Genomic DNA, 18869 nt, shown 5'->3' on the forward strand with positions numbered 1-18869 from the left:
GTGCTCGACTTGGGGTCGGCCCAGGTGCGCGCGGCGATGCCCGCGTCCAGCGCCGCGATGCCGATGTTCAGGCCCGGCGCGAAGCGGCCGGCCAGCTTCGCCGCCGTGCCCGCGCCCTTGGCTCCCGCCTCGATTCCCTTGAGGGCCGCCCCAGCGCCCTTGGTGATCTGGGCCGCGTCAATCGCGTTGCCCACCACCTTCGTGCCCGACTGGATGACGCCCTTCTCAATCTTCCCGGCCGCTCCGGCGAAGCCGCCCTGACGCAGCAGGTCCGCCACCGCCATCTTCCCTCCGGCCATCAGCCCGCCCACCCCGCCCTTCTCCTTGAGCACCGAGGCCATCGCGTCCGCGTGACGCAGCGGGCCGCCCTTGTGCGCCGCCTCGGCCGCCGCGTTGGCAATGGCGCCGGAGAACGCGCCGCCCTTGCCCGCCACCGCGCCCTTGGCCGCCTCGGCCAGCTTGCCGAAGTCCTTGGCCGAGGTGAACGCGGCAGCCACGTCCAGCCCACCCTTGGCGGCGCCCAGGATGCCGCGGCCCAGTCCCAGCGCGCTCTGCGCGATGGCATGGCTGTCACCGCTCTTGATGGCCTCCACCAGGCCCTTGCTGTTGGAGCCGATGCTGGCAATTCCGCCCACCAGGCCCGCGCTCGCCAGGCCACGGCCCGCCAGGCCCGTGCCACCGTTCTGGTGGTTGGTAGTAATGCGGTTGGCCGAGTCGCTGTTCCAGCCCTTCACCGCGCCGCCCGCCTTGCTGAAGCCGTCTCCCACCGCGGAGCCAACCTTGGTGGCGCCGGTGGCCACCGCAGAGCCCGCCGCCGAGGCGCCGTTGGCCACCGCAGAGCCCGCCTTGCTGAAGCCATCCGCCACCTTGGCGGCCACGCCGGGATTGGCCGCAGCCGGGGACGCCGCCACCGTCTGCAGCGGCTGGGCACGGGTCAGCTCAGGCTTGATGAACTGGGTACGGGAGGCGGAGTTCGCGGAGATCGTGGTCATGGCAGCGTCCTTAGGGGTCATGCTCTCGGGGGAGGCGAGAGCGAGTGGTTGACGTGCATGAGCTAGAGCAGGAGGTGTGCCAACGGCTCCGGCCTCCCACAGTCGCCACCTGACGGAGCCCTTTTCAGAGGGGAACGCTCGGAAGCCGCCGGTTTCGAAGGGCTTCCGGTTCACCTCCCGGGAGGGCTTCCCGGGACTCCAGTCATCAGCCTGAAGCCCTTTTCCCGTGGGACTTCAGTCATCAGCTGATGAGTCCAGTCACCAAGCGGTGAGAGAAACACCTCAGCGAGTCATTTCAAGGATTTAGGGAGTACCCCATCCAGGGGGGCCCGCCACGAGGGGACCCGGCCCTGGCACACCCTGCCTCTCTCAACCCCAGGGGCCCCGGGGGAGAGAGGCAGTACTGCTACAGCCCATACCGCTCGAATCAGGTCGTGAACGAGGTGCCGCAGCCGCAGGAGGACTTCGCGTTCGGGTTCTCGAACTTGAAGCCCGCGCCCGTGACGGACGAGACGAAGTCCACGGAGGTGCCCAGCAGGTACTTGCTGCTCAGGGCGTCGGTGGTGATGCGGACGCCATCCTGCTCCCACACGTGATCGTTCGGCTTGGCCTCCTTCACGAGGTTCAAGTCATAGCCGAGGCCGCTGCAGCCGGCAGGCACCACGCGGATGGAGAAGAAGTAGCCCTCGAAGCCCTGGGCCTTGATGACCTCCTTCACCTGGGTGATGGCGGCTGGGGTGAGCTGCACCGGAGCCATCGGGTTGGACTGCGTGGCCGGAGCCGTGGTGGCCGGCGTCTGGGTCGTCGTGGTGGTGTCCATGATGCGTCTGTCTCCTTGCTCGGGCCTTATAACGCCGACTCTCTGAAAATCCATCAGAGTCCCCTTCACAGCAAGGGGCCGCGTGGAGAATCCCGGGTTATACCCACCCACACATGGCCACCACCTTCCGAGACCTGCTGTCGAGTGTGAAGCAGGAGATCCGCGAGGTCTCCGTCGAGGAGGTCAAGCGCCTGCTGGACGCTCGGGCTTCGGTGAAGCTCATCGACGTGCGCGAGGCGGACGAACACGCGGCTGGCCGCCTGCCCGGCGCCACCCACATTCCCCGGGGCTACCTGGAACTGCGCATCGAGGACAAAGCCCGGCGCGAGGAGGAGCTGATCCTCTACTGCGCGGGAGGCACCCGATCCGCGCTGGCGGCCCGGACGCTGCGCGAGATGGGCTACGAGCGCGTGGCCTCCATGGCGGGGGGATACAACCGCTGGAGCGACTCGGCGTACCCCGTGGAGAAGCCCTTCGTGCTCACCGCCGAGCAGAAGGAGCGCTACCGCCGCCACCTCATCCTCCCCGAGGTGGGCGAGGCCGGGCAGGAGAAGCTGCTGAAGGCCCGGGTGCTGCTGCTGGGAGCGGGCGGACTGGGCTCGCCGGCGGCGCTCTACCTGGCCGCAGCGGGTGTGGGGACGCTGGGCATCGTGGACATGGACGTGGTGGACCTGAGCAACCTGCAGCGCCAGGTGATCCACACGCGGGAGCGCCAGGGGCAGCCGAAGACGGAGAGCGCCCGGGCCACCATCGAGGCACTGAACCCGGACGTGAAGGTGGTGCCCTTCGCGGAGCGGCTGACGTCAAAGAACGTGGAGCGCATCCTCGAGGGCTTCGACATGGTGCTGGACGGGGGCGACAACTTCCCGACCCGGTACCTGCTGAACGATGCGTGCGTGATGCAGCGCAAGCCCAACATCCACGGCTCCATCTTCCGCTTCGAGGGCCAGGTGACGACGTTCGTTCCCGGCCAGGGCCCCTGCTACCGCTGCCTCTACCCTGCTCCGCCGCCGCCGGAGCTGGCGCCCTCGTGCGCGGAGGCTGGGGTGCTGGGAGTGCTCCCAGGCATCATCGGGCTGATGCAGGCCAACGAGGCGCTCAAGCTCATCCTCGGCAAGGGTGAGCCGCTCATGGGCCGGCTGGTGACGTTCGACGCGCTCGGCACACGGTTTCTGGAACTCAAGATGCGGCGGGATCCGCAGTGCCCCGTGTGCAAGGACGGCGCGAAGGTGGAGTTCATCGACTACGAGCAGTTCTGCAACACCGCCGCCTGAGAGCTCGCCCATGCCCATCCCGGAGATCCTCCCCGCCGAGCTGGCCGAACAGCTCTCAGGTCCTCCCGAGAAGCGCCCTGCCCTGCTCGACGTGCGCTTCCCCTACGAGCACGCCTATGTGGCGCTGCCGGACTCGGTGCTCATTCCGCTGCCGGAGCTGGACGAGCGCGCCGACGAGCTGGAGGCGCTCCGAGGCCGCCCCGTGGTCGTCTACTGCCACCACGGAGTGCGCAGCCTGGACGGCGCGGCGTACCTGATCTCCCACGGCCTGGATGCGGTGTCGCTCCACGGTGGGATTGATCTGTATTCGAGGCTCGTAGACCCCAAGCTGCCGCGCTACTGACGCGCGATTCCTACAACCCACTGATTCAGTGTGCACGGGGGCACAGCCTCTTCCTCCCTCGGGCACGCTGGTGCTTCGGGATACCCCCGTTACTTTGCACGCTCTCTGGGCTGTACCGATGAGCAAAGGGGGGGACATGAAAACGAGAGACGTGAGCCTCATATGGGGCGCGGCTGCGCTTGTCGTGGGAATGGTGATCGCGGGATGTGGACCCATCGACTCGAAGGAAGAGCCGCCGGCGCAGGAGCACGAGACGCAGCGGTCGGACGCGTTGGCGCAGCCCTTCCAGTACCCGCCACTCCAGACGGGCCTGGACGAGCTCCGGGTGGAGATTGATCCAGCGCTGCTGGAGCTCTTCTACGAGGACGAGGACACCCCACCACAGCCCATCTTCATCACCTTCCCGGGCGGGCGGCGCGTGCAGGCGGAGATGCGGCTGCGTGGCAACAGCTCACGCGGCTGGCCCAAGAAGAGCTGGCGCATCGATCTGGGCTCGAGCGAGCAATACAAAGGCCGCAAAAAGCTCAACCTGCTCTCCGAGTGGCGCGAGCAGACCATGATGCTCGAGAAGCTCGCCTACGACATGCTCGAGGCGATGAACGTGCCCGTCTCGCGTGCGACCTACGTGCGCCTCGTCATCAATGGCGAGTACCAGGGCGTCTACCTGGACACCGACCGCGTGGACAAGTCGCTGCTGCGCAACCGGGGCTTCCAGGACCTGGATGCCAACATCTACCGTGCTGGAGGCAAGAACGGTGAGATGAAGACGTCCTTCGACAAGAAGTACCAGCGGGACTGGGAGAAGGAGACGAACGAGAGCCTTCCCAACGACGACCTTGTCTCCTTCCTCAAGGCCCTCAACCACACGCCGGAGCCGAACCTGGAGGCGATGCTCGAGCAGCGCATCGAGCTCGAGCACTACCTGCGGGTGCTGGTGGCCGAGGCGCTCGTCACCATGGGCACCAACGAGGACGCGAGGAGCTACTGGATTCATGACGCCGTCACGGACCGGTGGACCTACGGGCCGTGGGACTTCAACAACACCGACGCGAAGTACGTCCCCGACTCGAGGCCGGGCAAGCAGGCGAAGTACAAGCACCCTCTCTTCAACTTCAGCCTCTTCGACGGCTGGGTGGAGGAGGAGTGGCTCGACCGCGAGGAGGATGATCCGGGGCGCTTCAAGCCCATCTTCTCCAACCTCAACACCCGCATCGTCAACCACCCGCAGCTCCGGGACCGGCTCCTGGCGCTCTACGAGAAAGGCATCGCCGAGCTGCTGGCGCCGGCGGTCCTCGCTGCGCGCATCGACGCCATGCACGCGCTGCTCGCTCCGCACATGCGCGGCGCCCCTCATGTGGTGCAGGCGCTGTTCGACGACTCGCCCCGCTACCTCAAGGAGTACAGCGCCAACCGCACCGGCTTCCTCAGGAGTGAGATCGCCCGTTGGCGCGCCCGGAAGCAGCAACTGGTCATCCAGGCGGTGAACGCGAAGGAGGGCTGGGTGGAGCTGCGCAACCTCCACACCAGCTCCGTCTCCACCAAGGGGCTCGTCCTCACCACCAACCTGCGCACCGCGAAGAAGAAAAACGTCCCAACGAAGACTCTCGCCCCGGGCGAGACGGTGCGCTTCACCGCCAAGCAACTGGACCTCAAGCTGGTGGAGGACGGAGAGCTGGGCCTCTTCGACGGCAAGAGCGTCGTCGGCATCATCGATCTGCTCTTCTTCGGAAAGCTCCCCTCGGGCCGCTATTACGAGCGCAACCGGCAGACTCCGAGCCGGTGGGAAATTCACTGAAGCCCTTCGCCTCCAACCCGGGCAGCTCTTCTGCCGTGAAGAAGCCACCCGCTGCGCCAGTGTGCGAGGGAGCACAGCCTCGTGCTCCCTCGGGGCGTACTGGTTCTTGGGGATGCCGCCGATACCTTCCTTGAACCGTGGGCTGTGCCAACGAGCCAAGGAGGGAGCATGGCAACGAGGGGCATGTGGACCGTACGGGGCGCGGCTGCGCTTGCCGCGGGCATGCTGCTCGCGGGGTGTGCACGCATCGACTTGAAGGAGGAGCAGGCGCCCTTGGAGAGCGAGGCGCAGCGAGCGGACGCGTTGGCGCAGCCCTTCCAGTACCCGCCACTCCAGACGAGCCTGGACGAGCTCCGGGTGCAGATTGATCCAGCGGTGCTGGAGCTCTTCTACGAGGAAAGGGACACCCCACCGCAGCCCATCGTGCTCACCCTCCCGGACGGGCGGAGCGTGTCGGCGGAGATGCGGCTGCGTGGCAACAGCTCACGCGGCTGGCCCAAGAAGAGCTGGCGCATCGATCTGCCCACGGGCGAGCAATACAAAGGGCGCAAGAAGCTCAACCTGCTCTCCGAGTGGCGCGAGCAGACCATGATGCTCGAGAAGCTCGCCTACGACATGCTCGAGGCGATGAACGTGCCCGTCTCGCGCGCCACCTACGTGCGCCTCGTCATCAACGGTGAGTACCAGGGCGTCTACCTGGACACTGACCGCGTCGACAAGTCGCTCCTGAGTAACCAGGGCTTCCAGGACCTGGATGCCAACATCTACCGCACCGGGGGCAAGAACGGTGAGATGAAGACGTCCTTCGACAGCAAGTACCAGCGGGACTGGGAGAAGGAAACGAACGCGGAGCTTCCCAACGACGATCTCGTCTCCTTCCTCCAAGCCATCAACTACACGCCGGAACCGAACCTGGAGGAGATGCTCGAGCAGCGCGTGGAGCTCGAGCACTACCTGCGGGTGCTGGTGGCCGAGGCGCTCGTCACCATGAACACCGTCGAGGACGCGAAGAGCTACTGGATTCACGACGCCGTGACGGACCGGTGGACCTACGGGCCATGGGACTTCAACAACACCGACGCGAAGTACCTCCCCGAAGCGAAGCCGGGCAAGCAGGCGGACTACAATCATCCCCTCTTCAACTTCAGCCTCTTCGACGGCTTTGTGGAGGCCGAGTGGCTCAAGCGAGAGGAGGATGAGCCGAAGCGCTGGAAGCCCATCTTCTCCAACCTCAACACCCGCATCTTCAACCACCCGCAGCTCCGGGACCGGCTCCTGACGCTCTACGAGAAAGGCATCGCCGAGCTGCTGGACCCGGCGGTCCTGTCTGCGCGCATCGACGCCATGCATGCGCTGCTCGCTCCGCACATGCGCGGCGCCCCTCATGTGGTGCAGGCGCTGTTCGACGACTCGCCCCGCTACCTCAAGCAGTACAGCGCCAACCGCACCGGCTTCCTCAGGAGCGAGATCGCCCGTTGGCGCGCCCGGAAGCCTCAGTTGGTCATCCAAGCGGTGAACGCGAAGGAGGGCTGGGTGGAGCTGCGCAACCTCCACACCAGCCCCGTCTCCACCACTGGGCTCGTCCTCACCACCGACCTGCGCACGGCGAAGAAGAAAAACGTCCCAACGAAGACTCTCGCCCCGGGCGAGACGGTGCGCTTCACCGACAAGCAGCTAGGCCTCAAACTGATGGAGGACGGCGAGCTGGGCCTCTTCGACGGCAAGAGCGTCGTCGGCGTCATGGACCTGCTCTTCTACGGAAAGCTCCCCCCGGGCCGCTACTACGAGCGCAGCCGCGAGGAGCCCAACCCGTGGGTGATCCACTGAATCCGAGCCTGCCGCGCTCCTGAGGCGCAACCCGGCTACATGTGCTTGGACACGTCGATCATCTCGGTCGTCGTGTCGCGGGCCTTCACGTTGACCTCAATCTCCACGGGCTCCTTGAGCCGGTCCCCGCGCAGCTCCAGCCTGTGGGTACCCTCCATCAGCTCCAGCTTCGCGCCCCCGCTGATGGTCTTGCCCAGGTCCTGGCCTTCCCGCGAGATACTCAGGTCGCCCACGTTCTTCGGCGTCACCTTCAGCAGCAGGTTGCCCAGCCGGAACTCGCGCTTGATGCTCTTCGTCTCGCCCGGCTCGCCGAAGCTCAGCAGGTCCTTCTCCTCGGCGTAGATGCCCTGGGCTTTGTTCTCCAGCACCAGCGTGTCCTGGATGTGAGCACCCGACACGCCCTTGAGCGGCGTCATCCCCAGATCCGTGACCGGCTCAGGGCTGCCGCACTTGTCACTGTGCAGCACCCGCACGTTCACCTTCGGGTTCGTGTCCACCGTCACGAAGATGCCCATGCCGTCGATGGGCCGCTTCATCAGCTTCGGCCAGAACATCACCAGCCCACCGGCCATCGCCACGGCGGCCACCAGCAGGACGATCTTCTTCAGCAGGTCCGCCGTGTTGATCGACCGGCGCGGCGCCTTCGCCGCCGCCTGCGGCCTCGAAGGAGCCTCGTCCTCCTCCTCCGGCTCAGGCCGCTTCGGTGGCGGAGGCGCCTGCCTCAGCTCCACCCGGCTGGAGGTCCGTCGCCGAGGCGCCGTTGGAGCCTCATGCGGATCAACGGCCGGCTGAACCCGGCTCACCTGGCCCGTGCGGCGCCGCGGCGGAGCAGGCGGCGGCAAGGTCTCGTCCGGCGACGGCTCAGGCTCGCGCGAGGGCGGAGGCAGCCGGGTCCGCTCGGGATCCGCATCCGGATCCTCGTCGTACCGCGCGCGGGCATTGATCGCCGCCAGGGCGCCGGTGCGAGCCCGTGCCCGGGTCCGCGACGGCAGCTCGTCCTCGTCCTCCTCCTGCTCTACCTGGAGCTGCCGCGCACTGCTGCGGCGCTGCGGAGGAGGCTCGGGAGGCGGTGCCTCGAACTCGGCCCGCGCCATGTCCGGACGCGAGGGCGTGCGCGCAATCGCCGTCTCCCCGCCCGTCCGCTTGGGCAGCTCGCCCGTGCGGCGGCGAGCCACCGCCGTGCCGCCCGAGGGCGCCGCGTACTCCGCCATCTCCTCGGCCAGCGAGCGCGGCGAGTTCGGATCCCGGGGACGCTCAGCCGCGCGCATCTGAGCGGAGGTCGCCCGCCGCTCGTTGCGCTGGGACACCTCTCCCGGAGGCGCCTCCCACTCCATGTCCACCTTCGGAGCCGGCGGAGCTCCCCGGCGGCCCTGCACCGGCTCCTGGGGGGAGGCCGGCGAGGAGTTGCTCTGGCTGGAGAACTCCTCCGTGGTGGTGGGCATCAGGTTGCCCGTCTTCTTCTCCTCCGCGAGCCGATCCGCGAAGAGCGTCTCCATCAGCTCGGAGATCTGCACCGAGCTGGCCACCCAGCGCTGGGCGACGAGCGTCTCTTCCAGGGCAATCTGGAACTGGCGCGCGTCCCGGTAGCGATCATCCGCCGCCTTGGACAGCGCGTTCATCACCACCGAGTCCAGCTCGGAGGGGACATCCGCCACCTCGGAGGGCGTCGTGATGGCGCACTCGAGCGCGGCCTGCAGCGTGGCCAGCTCCGAGTCCCGCTTCAGCGGGCGCACGCCCGTGAGCAGCTCGTAGAGCACCAGCCCGATGGCGAAGATGTCCGCGCGGTGATCCAGCGCCTTGCCACCGGCCTGCTCCGGCGCCATGTACGCGAACTTGCCCTTGATGGCGCCCGACTTCGTCAGGCCCACCGTGTCCGCCGCCTTGGCGATACCGAAGTCCACCAGCTTCACCGAACCGTCGAAGCTGATCAGGATGTTCTGCGGAGAGATGTCGCGGTGGACGACTTTGAGCGGCTTGCCGCTGCCGTCCACGCGGGTGTGCGCGTAGTACAGGCCCTCACACGCGCTGGCGACGATGCGGATGGCCAGCGGCCGGGCGATCCACTGCCCCGCGGTCCACGCCTTGCGCATCACCCGGCCCAGGTCCTCGCCGTGGATGTACTCCATGGCGATGAAGTAGGTGCCGTTGGCCTCGCCGAACTCGTACACCTGGGCGATGTTGGGGTGGTTGAAGTTCGCGGCGATCAGCGCCTCGTTGCGGAACATCTCCACGAACTCGCGGTCCTCCGCCAGGTGCGGAAGGATGCGCTTCACCACCACGTTCTTGGTGAAGCCCTCGATGCCCGTGCTGCGCGCAAGCCACACCTCGGCCATCCCGCCCGTGGCGAGCTTCTTCAGAAGCTGATATTTCCCGAAGGTTTGAGGAGCAGTCATCCCGGATTGCTCGCCGGGTGGGAGCAAGCTCACGTGGTAGGTGTCAGCGCGAAGCATCTTAGGCGACGGGTTGGCAGGAGGCAAAGCCGTCTCGACGGGATCGCACGCTGGGTGCTCGGGCTCAGCCTGCTTGCCGGGCTCACGACCGCCGTAGCCCAGCCAGCCTTCCTCAAAGGGCCTGACCGGATCTCCGTGGACAGGCGCAATCAGGTCCTGGAGCTCTCCTGGTCCGACACGGAGGATCGCCTCCAGGGCTCCATCCAGCCGTACCTCCCCCGCGCAGGAGAGCCCCTCAAGGTCCTCCTCCATGTGGGGAGCTTCGATGGGCCCACCTTCGATGGGCCTGTCACCATCACCCTGCGCGAGCCCGGCTCCCCGCGCGGTCAGGTCCAGACGGTGAAGAAGGGCGCGGTGAACTGGGTCACCACCTTCACCCCCGAGAGCACCGGCTTGTACCAACTGGACGTGAGCTTCCGGACCACCCGCCTCAAGGTGCTCCACGCGGAGGTGGAGGTGACGGATCCACCCGTCCCTCGCTTCGTGCTGTGGGTCATGGTGGGCATCGCAGCTACTGTGGCGCTGGGGTATGGAATCCGGAGTGTGGTGCGCAAGGATCGCTCGGACGAGCCACATCCGGTCCTGGCCGAGCTGGCCGCCCAGCCGAGCCCGGCGCCCCCGCCGCCCGCGGCCGAGAGCCCGGCCGAGCCCGCCCCTGAGAAGCCTCCGGAGACTCCCTCCAGTCTGTAAGTCTGTCAGTCGACCGGCCCCCTCCCGGTAAGGAAATTTCATTCCCACCGGGGGCGGCCCCCGCGCCGGCCTCAGCGTTTTCAGAGCGAGCGCCTTGGGAGCGTGTCCTCTGGCCGACGCTGCCGTCCTGGGCATCCGCGTTGCAGTCGTCCCCTCGCGGACTGCGGCGTGGAGGCAGGACATGGGCGCGTGGCGAGGGATGGATTGGAACTGGCGGGGCCTCCTCGTCGCGGTCTTATTGAGCGCCCCGGCCTGGGCGGCGGATGCTGTGGAAACGGTGGATGAGGCCTCCCCTGTGGCTCCCGAGGCTCCTGCTGTAGGTCCATCGGCGCCCGTGGCGGTGTCCGAGGCTCCGGCCCAAACGAAAAAGAAGAAGAAGAAGGCCAAGGTCGAGCCTCTGGGAGAAAACCCCGAGGTGGCGGAGACGGCCCCGGCCGATGAGGAAGAGGGGCGCTCCGTGCGCCTGTTCGGGCGCGTGTTCGCGCGGGCGAGCGCGGATGGGCGCGAGGACTACACGCGCTCGCTGTCCGTGCCGTCGGCCCGGGTGGGCGTGAACGCCACGTTCGAGTACATCGAGGCGGAAGTCACCGCGGATCTGTCGTCGAAGAATCCGCTCAAGGATGCCTTCGTCCGGATCGCCGATGGAGACAAGCGCCTGCGGCTGTATGCGGGCCAGTTCAAGGCGCCCTTCCTGGCGCGCGAGCTGGAGTCCACGTGGGGCCTGCCGCTCATGCGGCGCGGGCTCGTGGATGACTACCTGACGGAGACGCACGAGCTGGGTGGGCGCCGACTGGGGCTCATGGGCGAGGTGCGGCTCAAGGAGTTCTGGGGGCTGAAGGTCTCTGGCGGCCTCTTCGAGGGTTCCAAGGACGCGCTGGGCCAGCGCACCAGCGAGGATGCGGCGGCGCGCGTGACGGTGCGTCCCTTCAAGGCGCTCACGGTGGGGGCCAGCAGCTACATGGCGCAGGTGCTGGAGGGGACGCAGCGGCATGCCGTGGCGGCGGATGGCACGCTGCACCTGGGCGCGCTGGAGCTGTCGGGCGAAGTCGTCACCGGCCGGCTGGGGGTGGGGCCCTTCACGGCGCAGCTCGGACTGGTCAGCTACACGCTGCCGCTGGGCCACGAGTGGGCGCTGCAGCCATTGGCGGGGGCTGAGGCGCTCCAACTGCGCGGTGAGCTGGAGGGCCGCGGCTGGGCGGCCGTAGGCGGCCTCAACGTTCTGTTCTCCGACTCCTTCAAGGCCCAGTTGCAAGCCGAGCGCGCGCTGCGTCCAGGCGATGAGGCTCCGGGGACAGAACTCTCGCTGCAGTTGGCCACCCGCTTCTAGGCACGGAGGCTTGACGATGCTGTCGTTCGCTGAGGGGGAAGTCACCAAGCTTCGCCGCGAGTTCAAGCTGGTGCTGGATCAGGACGTCGTGGGCGAGCTGTGCGCGCGGATCAGCGCGGAGCTCGGCGGGAGCCTGCCTCCGCCCACGCGCATCGTGTCCGTGTACTTCGACAAGCCGGGCTACCCGCTGGCCCTGCGCGCGCTGCGCACGCCGGAGGACTGCCTCAAGGTTCGCACCAAGGAGTACTCGCCGGATCTCGGGGCCGGGGGCGTGCAGCGCGTGGTGCTGGAGGTGAAGCGCGAGCGCCACGGAATGACGCAGAAGCGCCGGGCGTGGGTGCCTCGCGCGCAACTGCAGAGCGTGATTCGCGGGAGCGCGGGACTGCTGCCCCTCATTGCGGGCGGGCGGCTGATGCCCGTGCTGGCGGTGACGTACCGGCGCCACGTGTACCAGGCCACGCAGGCCTGGCGGGTGACGGTGGATCGGGACATCGGCTTCCACCCGGTGACGCCGCAGTTGGCGCTGTCGGAGACGACTCTCACCGCCGAGCGGCTGGGGCCTCCGGTCTTCACGGACCGCCGCGTGGTGGTCGAGGTGAAGCATTTGGGCGAAGTGCTGCCACCGTGGCTGGCAGCGCTGCACCCGGGCGGCAGGAAGCCCGCGTACAGCAAGTTTGCCGAGGGCATGGCGAGGCTCCAGGCCTTCGCCGCAGATGGGGTTTTGGGGGGTTAGGGCACCGTGTTCATCGACTTCGAAGGCATTGACGGCAGCGGAAAGACAACGCTCTCCAACCTCCTGGCCGGGCGTCTGCGCCGGCTGGGTTACAAGGTGGCTCACGCCCGCGAGGGGGGCGAGCTGCAGGCTCCCACCGCGCGGCGCATCCGCGAACTGACGCGTGACTCGCGCCTGCTGGAGCTGGGGGCTCGCACCGAGTTCTTCCTCAACGTGGCGCGCGATGCGCAGCAGTTCGAGGAGGTCATCTCGCCCGCGCTGGCCCGGGGTGAGGTCTGCATCAGCGATCGGTATCTGTACTCGCAGCTGGCACTGAGCGGCGGGGGGCGGGGCCTGCCCCTGGAGGAGCTGAAGCCGGCGTGCGAGCTGGCCTCTCGCGGCACCTGGCCGGATCTGGTGATCCTGGTGGACGTGGAGCCAGAGCTGGCGCGGCTGCGCAAGCGCCTGGGCAAGCTGAAGGAGGGGCGCTCCTCGGACACGGACAGCCGGAAGGGGCTCGCGGGGGCGGGGCTCGCGGTGCGGGTGCGCGAGGCCTTCTTGAACATGGCGCGCCAGGATCCGGGGCGCTGGCTCATCATCGAGAACAACGACCAGCCGCTGTGGGTGCTGGAGCAGCGCATCGTGGACGCGGTGGTGGCGCGGCTGCAGGGCCGCGAGCCGCAGGTGCAGCGCATCTCGCCTCCGAACACGCCGGTGGTGCACGGCGAGGTGACGGTGGACGGCGTGGAGGAGCGCTTCTTCCAAGCGCTGGACTCGCTGGAGGTGCGCGAGCCGAGCCTCGCCGTGTGGATGCTGGGAGGCCTGCCAGGACTGGCGGCGCATCAGCGGCGCCTGGCGGCGGTGGAGCGCTTCCCGGGGCTGGCCGTGCGCAGCCTGACGGGGCTGGAGGACGAGTCCTCGTGGGCGCTGCGCGAGCTGTTGGCGAAGGTGGTGCCCGCGGACGTGGCGGCCAGCCTGAGCTCGAGCCTGTCTCCGAAGGCCATGGCGTTGCGCCAGCAACTCTACGCCCTGGCGCCCGGCGAGGTGGTCTCGAGCCTCAAGCGCAACGACAGCCACGAGGCCTGGGCGCTGCGGCAGCAGGCGCTGCGGGAGCGGCACCTGGCGCAGGTGCTGCTCGGCCTTGCGGGCGTGGACGGAGAGACGGCCTGGTCCGTGCGCGAGCTGGGCATCCAGCAAAAGCTGTACTCGGAGGTGGCGCGCAGCCTCACGGGCCTGAGTGGCGAGCGGGTGGATGCGCTGCGCGAGGCGCTCCTGGCGCACGATCGGCTCTCCGTGGTGCGGAGCATCACGGGCCTGGACTCGGCGTTCGCCCAGGGCCTGCGCGAGCAGCTCGCGGACAAGGCCCCCAAGCTGGTGCTGCGCTCGCTGACGGGCCTCATCTCGTCCGAGGCCTTCGCGCTGCGTGAGCGCTACGCCCTGGTGACGAAAGAGTCGATCGACTCGCTCGACGGGCTGGATGATCCGCGGGCGTGGCAGCTGCGCGAGGCCTGTGCGGAGCGCTGGCCAGCCACGGTGCTGTCCTCGCTCAAGGGGCTGCCGCTGACGGAGCGCGCCGAGACACTCATCACTCGCATCCTGCGCACGGGCCCGAACCGGCTGCCGCTGCTGCGCAACGCCTATGGGGTCATCTCCCTGGCGCACGAGACGACCACGGAGCGCGCCATCCGCCCAGCAGTCAGCACCGAATCGCAGCCCACGCTCTAGGAGCCAGCCATCATGGAGTCGACCTTCACGGGAATCTTCGGAGAGCTGGATCAGGAGCTGACCACGCTCCACGTGGACGCCATCGTGCCGCGGATGGTGGCGGCGGTGCTGATCGGCGCGGTGCTGTCGCTGCGGCCGTGGCGGCTGATCATGGGCCGGCCACTGCCGAAGTCGGAGATGGTGCAGGCGCAGGTGCTGCTGTGCACCGCGGCGGCCGTCATCACCTGCGTCATCGGCAACAGCGTGGCCAAGGCCTTCGGGCTGGTGGGGCTGGGAGGCTTCGTGCGGTTCCGCTCGGGCCTCAAGGACCCACGGGACGCGGCGATCCTCTTCCTGGTGATCGGTCTGGGCATGGCCTGCGGGCATGGGAGCCTGGCGCTGGCGGGCGTGGGCACGCTGTTCGTCGCGGGGCTGCTGCTGGTGCTCGACTTCTTCAACAAGGAGGAGAAGGCGCCCAAGCAGCGCGTGGTGCTCTCGGCACAGTCGGATGACCTGGTGCGCGCGGAGGCCTCGCTGCGCCAGGCGCTCGGGGAGCGCAACGTGATGGTGAAGGGCTGCGCGCTCGACTTCGACGGGCGCCGGCTGGAGTTGGAAGTGGAAGAGAAAGAGCCCGGCTCGCTCGTCGCAGCGCTGAGCCGGACCGAGGGAGCGCCCCTGCGGGGGCTGAAGTGGACGGCGGTAAGCCCCAAGGGGACACGGGAGGATCTGGTATGAAGCGAGCAGTCCTGGCCGCGCTGGCGGCCGTGGTGTGGCTGGGAGGATGTGGCGGGAGCGGCAGCCTGCCGACGGGGAACAATCCGACGCCGTCGGATCAGGAACTGCCAGACACGCCCGTGAAGCCCTCGCCCGAGGCGCCTGCGTCGCTCTGGCCGCTGACGACCGGTTCGACGTGGACGTACCGCATCACGGATCCGCAGAGGGGCATCTTCGACAAGACGGTGGAGGTGCTCGGGCCGAAGACCGTCCCTGACACGAACACCACGGCCATCCTGGTCCGCAGCGTGCAGCCGCACCTGGAGGAGCAGTCGTGGCAGCTCGAGCTCCAGAACGGCACGGTGGTGCGCCTGCGCGAGGAGGATCTCAAGGCCGGCGCGGTCGTCCGGGTGACGACGTGGAATCCGGCCACGGTGAAGTCCCTGGCCCAGGAGCAGCAGCAGGGCTGGAGCTACTCGTCCACCATCCGCGAGCTGACGCGGGAGGACACAGGCCTCGTGGATGAGAAGGAGCGGACCTATGTGTGGCGCGTGCTCGCAGTGAACGAGACCGTCACCGTCCCGGCTGGCACCTTCACCAACACCATCAAGATCCAGCGTGCTCGGCCGGACAAGGCGGGCTCGGAGCGCACGTACTGGCTCGTGCCTGGCGTCGGCAAGGTGAAGGAGGACGGCGAGCGGCTCGAGGAGCTCGTCTCCCACACCATCAAGAAGTAGCCCTGTCCGGGCCTGCGGGCCCGAGCGCTCCTCCGCTCCCCTGCTGGCTTGGCAGGGGGGCTGGATGGAGGTGGAGCGAACGACAGTTGGAGCCTCCGGGAGCCCGGAATCCACCGGGGCGGAGGCTTCATGCGCTTCTTGAAGGTATCTGCGCTCGGTGCACTCGCTTGCTTGCTCACGTTGAGCGCGGGGTCAGCCCAGGCCGCCTCGCTGACCCGGGCTCCGTACCTGCAGCGCGTGGGACAGGACACGGCCCTCATCGCCTTCCGGCTGGATGAGAGCTGCACTCCGGAGGTGCACTACGGCATCCAGGGCGCCGTGGACCAGGTGGCCCGCACAGGGCAAGGCGGCCGCATCCATGCCATTGAACTGAAGGGCCTGAAGCCCGGCACCGAGTACACCTATGAGGTGGATGCCTGTGGCACGCGGATACCGCGGAAGCACTTCCGCACCGCGCCGGTCGAGGGCACACGGCACGTGCACTTCGTCACGGTCGGGGACTTCGGCACGGGCGGAACGCGCGAGAAGAACGTAGCCGCGAGCATGCGGGCCCAGCAGCCCGAGCTGTTCATCGCGCTCGGGGACAACGCCTACGAGGCGGGGACCGAGGACGAGATCCAGAACAACCTCTTCAAGCCGCTGGCGGACTTGATCTCGGAGGTGCCCTTCTTTCCGGTGGCGGGCAACCACGAGTACGTCACGAATCAGGCGCAGCCGTACCTGGACAACCTGTACCTGCCCACCAGCCCGAGCGGGGGCGAGCGCTACTACTCCTTCGACTGGGGCTTCGTGCACTTCGTGGCGTTGGACTCGAACTGCGCGGTGGGCCTGGCATCGAATGATCGATGCACGCTGGCGGCGCAGCGGGCGTGGCTGGAGCAGGATCTGGCGCAGAGCCGGGCGCCCTGGAAGATCGTCTACATGCACCACCCACCCTGGTCGAGCGGCGATCACGGCTCCCAGCTCACCGTGCGCCGCGAATTCGGGCCGCTGTTCGAGCAGTACGGGGTGGACCTCGTCCTCACGGGGCATGACCACAACTACGAGCGCAGCAAGCCCATGATCGGAGACCGGGTCGCGACGGGGAGCGAGAAGGGCATCACCTATCTCGTGGTGGGCGGAGGGGGCGCGAACCTGCGGGAGTTCTCCACGGAGAAACAGGATTGGAGCGTGCTGCGCAACAACACGGTGCACGGCTTCTTGGATGTCGACGTCAAGGAGGGCACGCTCAGCGCGAAGCTGATGACGCCCGAGGGGTCGGTGGTGGATTCCTTCACCCTGACGAAGCAGTTGCCGCCCGAGCCGCCCAAGGCCTTCACGGTCGTCGTGGAGGGACAGCGAGGCACGGCGCCGCTCCACACGCTCTTCCGCGCCGAGCTCCCCTCCTCTGGCCTCAGCGTGCGCTGGGACTTCGGGGACGGTTCGGCGGGCCAGGGCTCCGAGGTGAAGCACATCTATTCCAAGCCAGGCCAGTACACGGTGACGGCGACGGCCTCGAGAGGGAGCACGAGCCTCACCTCCACTGCGGAGGTCACCGTCTCGGCTTCCTCGGGGAGTTCACCTCCAGGGAACACCCAGCCGCCCGTGTCCTCCACACCGCCGGAGTCCTCCTCGGGGGTGTCAGGAGATGCCAACAGCTCGGGGTGCTCGTCCGTCGCTGCCGGAGCCCTGCTCCCATTCGGCGCGCTGGTGCTGACCGGATTCCTGAGGCGGCGTCGGCGCTGAGCAGAGCGCATGCCTGTCACTCTTCGAGCAGGTTGTGCTTGAAGACATTGACCTGGCCGGCCTTCACCTCCACGGAGCGAGTCACCTCCTTGCGAAGGTCCTTGTTGATGAGGAGCACGGAGTGCGTGCCCGCCACCACCTCGGTGGGAGCCAAAGGTGTCTGACCGAGCTGCTTCCCATCGAGCACCACGATGGCATAGGGCCGGATCCTGAACTCCAGGGTGGCCATCTGGGAAACGGGGGCCGTGGGAGTGGGAGCCGGTGCGGGTGCGGTCGCGGGAGATAGCAACTTGCGGCTGACCTTCCGCGGGGTGGGTTTTACAGGCGCACGCTGCGGCGGAGGCGCTGACTTTTCCACGACAGGCTCGACTTCGGGCTTTGGCTCGTCGGCGATGGCCTGAGGCTCGAGGGTCGGCGCAGGCTCTGGCTCATGGGGAGGCTCCTGCTCTTGCACACGAGGGGGCTCCGGCTCCTGCACGCTGGGGGACTTCTGCTGAAGTGAGGCTTGGAGTGCCGGGAGTTCAGGAGGGGCATCGGGGCGCTCCGCTGCGGATTGGAGCGAGCCCCACACTCCACCTCCCACGACGAGCAGCAGGAGACTTGCCCAGATCACCCAGCGGCCAGTCCCGCGCTGCGGAACGGGAGGCAAGGGCTCCTCGGAGACTGAGCTCTCTGCACCGGCCAGGGTCGATGAGGGCCCCACCATCGAGACCTTGGAGCCCTCATCCATGGATGTACGAGAGCTTCGTGCCACAGCAGTCTGCGGGGAGCGAGTGGCAGTCTCGACCCGAGAGATGCCAACGCCTGTGGCGAAAGATGTCGAGGCGGTGGGCATGGGAGCCTCACCCAGGACACCCAACACCCACTGCGACAATTGCCAGACACCGACGGACTCTTCCGAGGAGTGGATGAAGCGATCGAGCTCGGCCTGAAAGGCGCGGCAGTCTGGGTAGCGGTGTTCACGCACCTTTCCGAGCGCACGATCCAGGATCTGCGAGAGCGCCCGAGGCAAATCCGGACGCCGATGGGAGGCAGGCACGAAGGGCTCGAAGATGATGGCCTGCATCATGCTCACATCGGTGGTGGCATCGAAGGGCTTGTGGCCGGTGAGCAGTTCATAGAGGACGACGCCCAGGGCATAGACATCCACGCGCCGGTCCAGGGGCTGGCCCTGGAGCTGCTCTGGCGGCATGTAGGCGAGCTTGCCCTTGATCATGCCGGTCTGAGTCCTGTGCTCCTGATTGGCGGCCTTGGCGATGCCGAAGTCCACGACCTTCACGGCGCCTTGTCTGGACAAGAGGATGTTGTCGGGACTGACGTCGCGGTGAATGAGATTGAGAGGCGCTCCGGTCTCTGGAGAGACAAAGTCGTGAGCAAACGCGAGCCCGTCGCACGCCTGAGAGATGATCTTCGCACAGTACACAGGCGGAAGACGGATACCTGAATCACGAGCGCGCCTGGAGAGGGTACGCAGGTTAGGCCCGTCGATGAACTCCATCGCCAGATAGTAGGTCTCCTCGAACTCACCGAAGTCGAAGATCTGGACGATGTTGGGATGGTTGAGCAGCGCGGCCAACCGGGCCTCGGCGAGGAACATCTCCACGAACCGAGGGTCCTCGGCCAGATGGGGCAGGATGCGCTTGATCACGAGGTTCTTCTCGAACCCCATGGGCCCCGCTGCCTTGGCCAGGAACACCTCCGCCATGCCCCCCGTGGCAAGCTTCTTGACCAGCCGATACTTGCCAAACTGCATCCGGCC

General features: G+C 67.7%; 14 protein-coding genes and 1 pseudogene. 11 read left to right on the plus strand and 4 right to left on the minus strand.

What is annotated here, in order from left to right:
* Both DB31_RS34585 and DB31_RS34590 read right to left on the minus strand, forming a co-directional pair.
* Positions 1-992 (minus strand): annotated as a pseudogene (locus tag DB31_RS34585) (hypothetical protein); the annotation flags it as partial.
* Positions 993-1419: 427 nt separating this feature from the next.
* Complete coding sequence (locus DB31_RS34590) at positions 1420-1812, minus strand: HesB/IscA family protein (RefSeq protein ID WP_044196100.1); 393 nt, start codon at positions 1810-1812, stop codon at positions 1420-1422.
* A gap of 113 nt (positions 1813-1925) precedes the next feature.
* Between DB31_RS34590 and moeB the strand changes: the two genes are divergently transcribed.
* The 4 genes from moeB to DB31_RS34610 all read left to right on the plus strand — a co-directional run bounded on the left by moeB (position 1926) and on the right by DB31_RS34610 (position 7051).
* A complete protein-coding gene (moeB, locus tag DB31_RS34595) occupies positions 1926-3086 on the plus strand; it encodes a molybdopterin-synthase adenylyltransferase MoeB (protein ID WP_044196102.1) in 1161 nt (386 codons plus the stop codon).
* Between the two features lie 10 nt (positions 3087-3096).
* Positions 3097-3429 carry a rhodanese-like domain-containing protein gene (locus DB31_RS34600; RefSeq protein WP_044196103.1) on the plus strand — a complete coding sequence of 111 codons (333 nt, stop codon included), beginning with the start codon at positions 3097-3099 and terminating at the stop codon, positions 3427-3429.
* A gap of 136 nt (positions 3430-3565) precedes the next feature.
* Complete coding sequence (locus tag DB31_RS34605; protein ID WP_169787137.1) at positions 3566-5224, plus strand: CotH kinase family protein; 1659 nt, start codon at positions 3566-3568, stop codon at positions 5222-5224.
* Between the two features lie 168 nt (positions 5225-5392).
* The gene (locus DB31_RS34610; RefSeq protein ID WP_083969052.1) at positions 5393-7051 is read left to right on the plus strand and encodes a CotH kinase family protein; all 1659 of its coding nucleotides are present in this window, start codon (positions 5393-5395) and stop codon (positions 7049-7051) included.
* A gap of 35 nt (positions 7052-7086) precedes the next feature.
* Here the strand turns inward: DB31_RS34610 and DB31_RS34615 are convergent, their stop codons facing one another.
* Positions 7087-9444: a serine/threonine-protein kinase gene (locus DB31_RS34615; RefSeq protein ID WP_044196105.1), complete on the minus strand. Its 2358-nt coding sequence runs from the start codon at positions 9442-9444 to the stop codon at positions 7087-7089.
* Positions 9445-9636: 192 nt separating this feature from the next.
* Between DB31_RS34615 and DB31_RS34620 the strand changes: the two genes are divergently transcribed.
* The 7 genes from DB31_RS34620 (at position 9637) to DB31_RS34650 (ending at position 17110) form a co-directional block, all read left to right on the plus strand.
* Positions 9637-10191, plus strand: coding sequence for a hypothetical protein (locus DB31_RS34620; protein ID WP_063769296.1), 555 nt, complete (start codon positions 9637-9639; stop codon positions 10189-10191).
* 181 nt (positions 10192-10372) lie between these two features.
* Entirely contained in the window at positions 10373-11518 is a 1146-nt protein-coding gene (locus DB31_RS34625) for a porin family protein (RefSeq protein WP_044196106.1), read from the plus strand.
* Positions 11519-11534: 16 nt separating this feature from the next.
* The gene (locus DB31_RS34630) at positions 11535-12251 is read left to right on the plus strand and encodes a VTC domain-containing protein (protein WP_044196107.1); all 717 of its coding nucleotides are present in this window, start codon (positions 11535-11537) and stop codon (positions 12249-12251) included.
* A gap of 6 nt (positions 12252-12257) precedes the next feature.
* Entirely contained in the window at positions 12258-13955 is a 1698-nt protein-coding gene (gene tmk, locus DB31_RS34635) for a dTMP kinase (protein WP_044196109.1), read from the plus strand.
* A gap of 12 nt (positions 13956-13967) precedes the next feature.
* Positions 13968-14669 carry a DUF4956 domain-containing protein gene (locus DB31_RS34640; RefSeq protein WP_044196111.1) on the plus strand — a complete coding sequence of 234 codons (702 nt, stop codon included), beginning with the start codon at positions 13968-13970 and terminating at the stop codon, positions 14667-14669.
* Entirely contained in the window at positions 14666-15385 is a 720-nt protein-coding gene (locus DB31_RS34645; protein ID WP_044196113.1) for a lipoprotein, read from the plus strand. Before DB31_RS34640 ends, DB31_RS34645 begins: the two co-directional genes overlap by 4 nt.
* A 129-nt stretch (positions 15386-15514) precedes the next feature.
* Entirely contained in the window at positions 15515-17110 is a 1596-nt protein-coding gene (locus DB31_RS34650; RefSeq protein ID WP_044196115.1) for a metallophosphoesterase, read from the plus strand.
* Between the two features lie 16 nt (positions 17111-17126).
* On the opposite strand, the gene DB31_RS34655 is transcribed toward DB31_RS34650, so the two are convergent.
* Entirely contained in the window at positions 17127-18863 is a 1737-nt protein-coding gene (locus DB31_RS34655; protein WP_044196117.1) for a serine/threonine protein kinase, read from the minus strand.
* Between the last annotated feature and the right edge of the window lie 6 nt (positions 18864-18869).

This window comes from Hyalangium minutum (genome assembly GCF_000737315.1).
In the GTDB taxonomy this organism is placed as follows: domain Bacteria; phylum Myxococcota; class Myxococcia; order Myxococcales; family Myxococcaceae; genus Hyalangium; species Hyalangium minutum.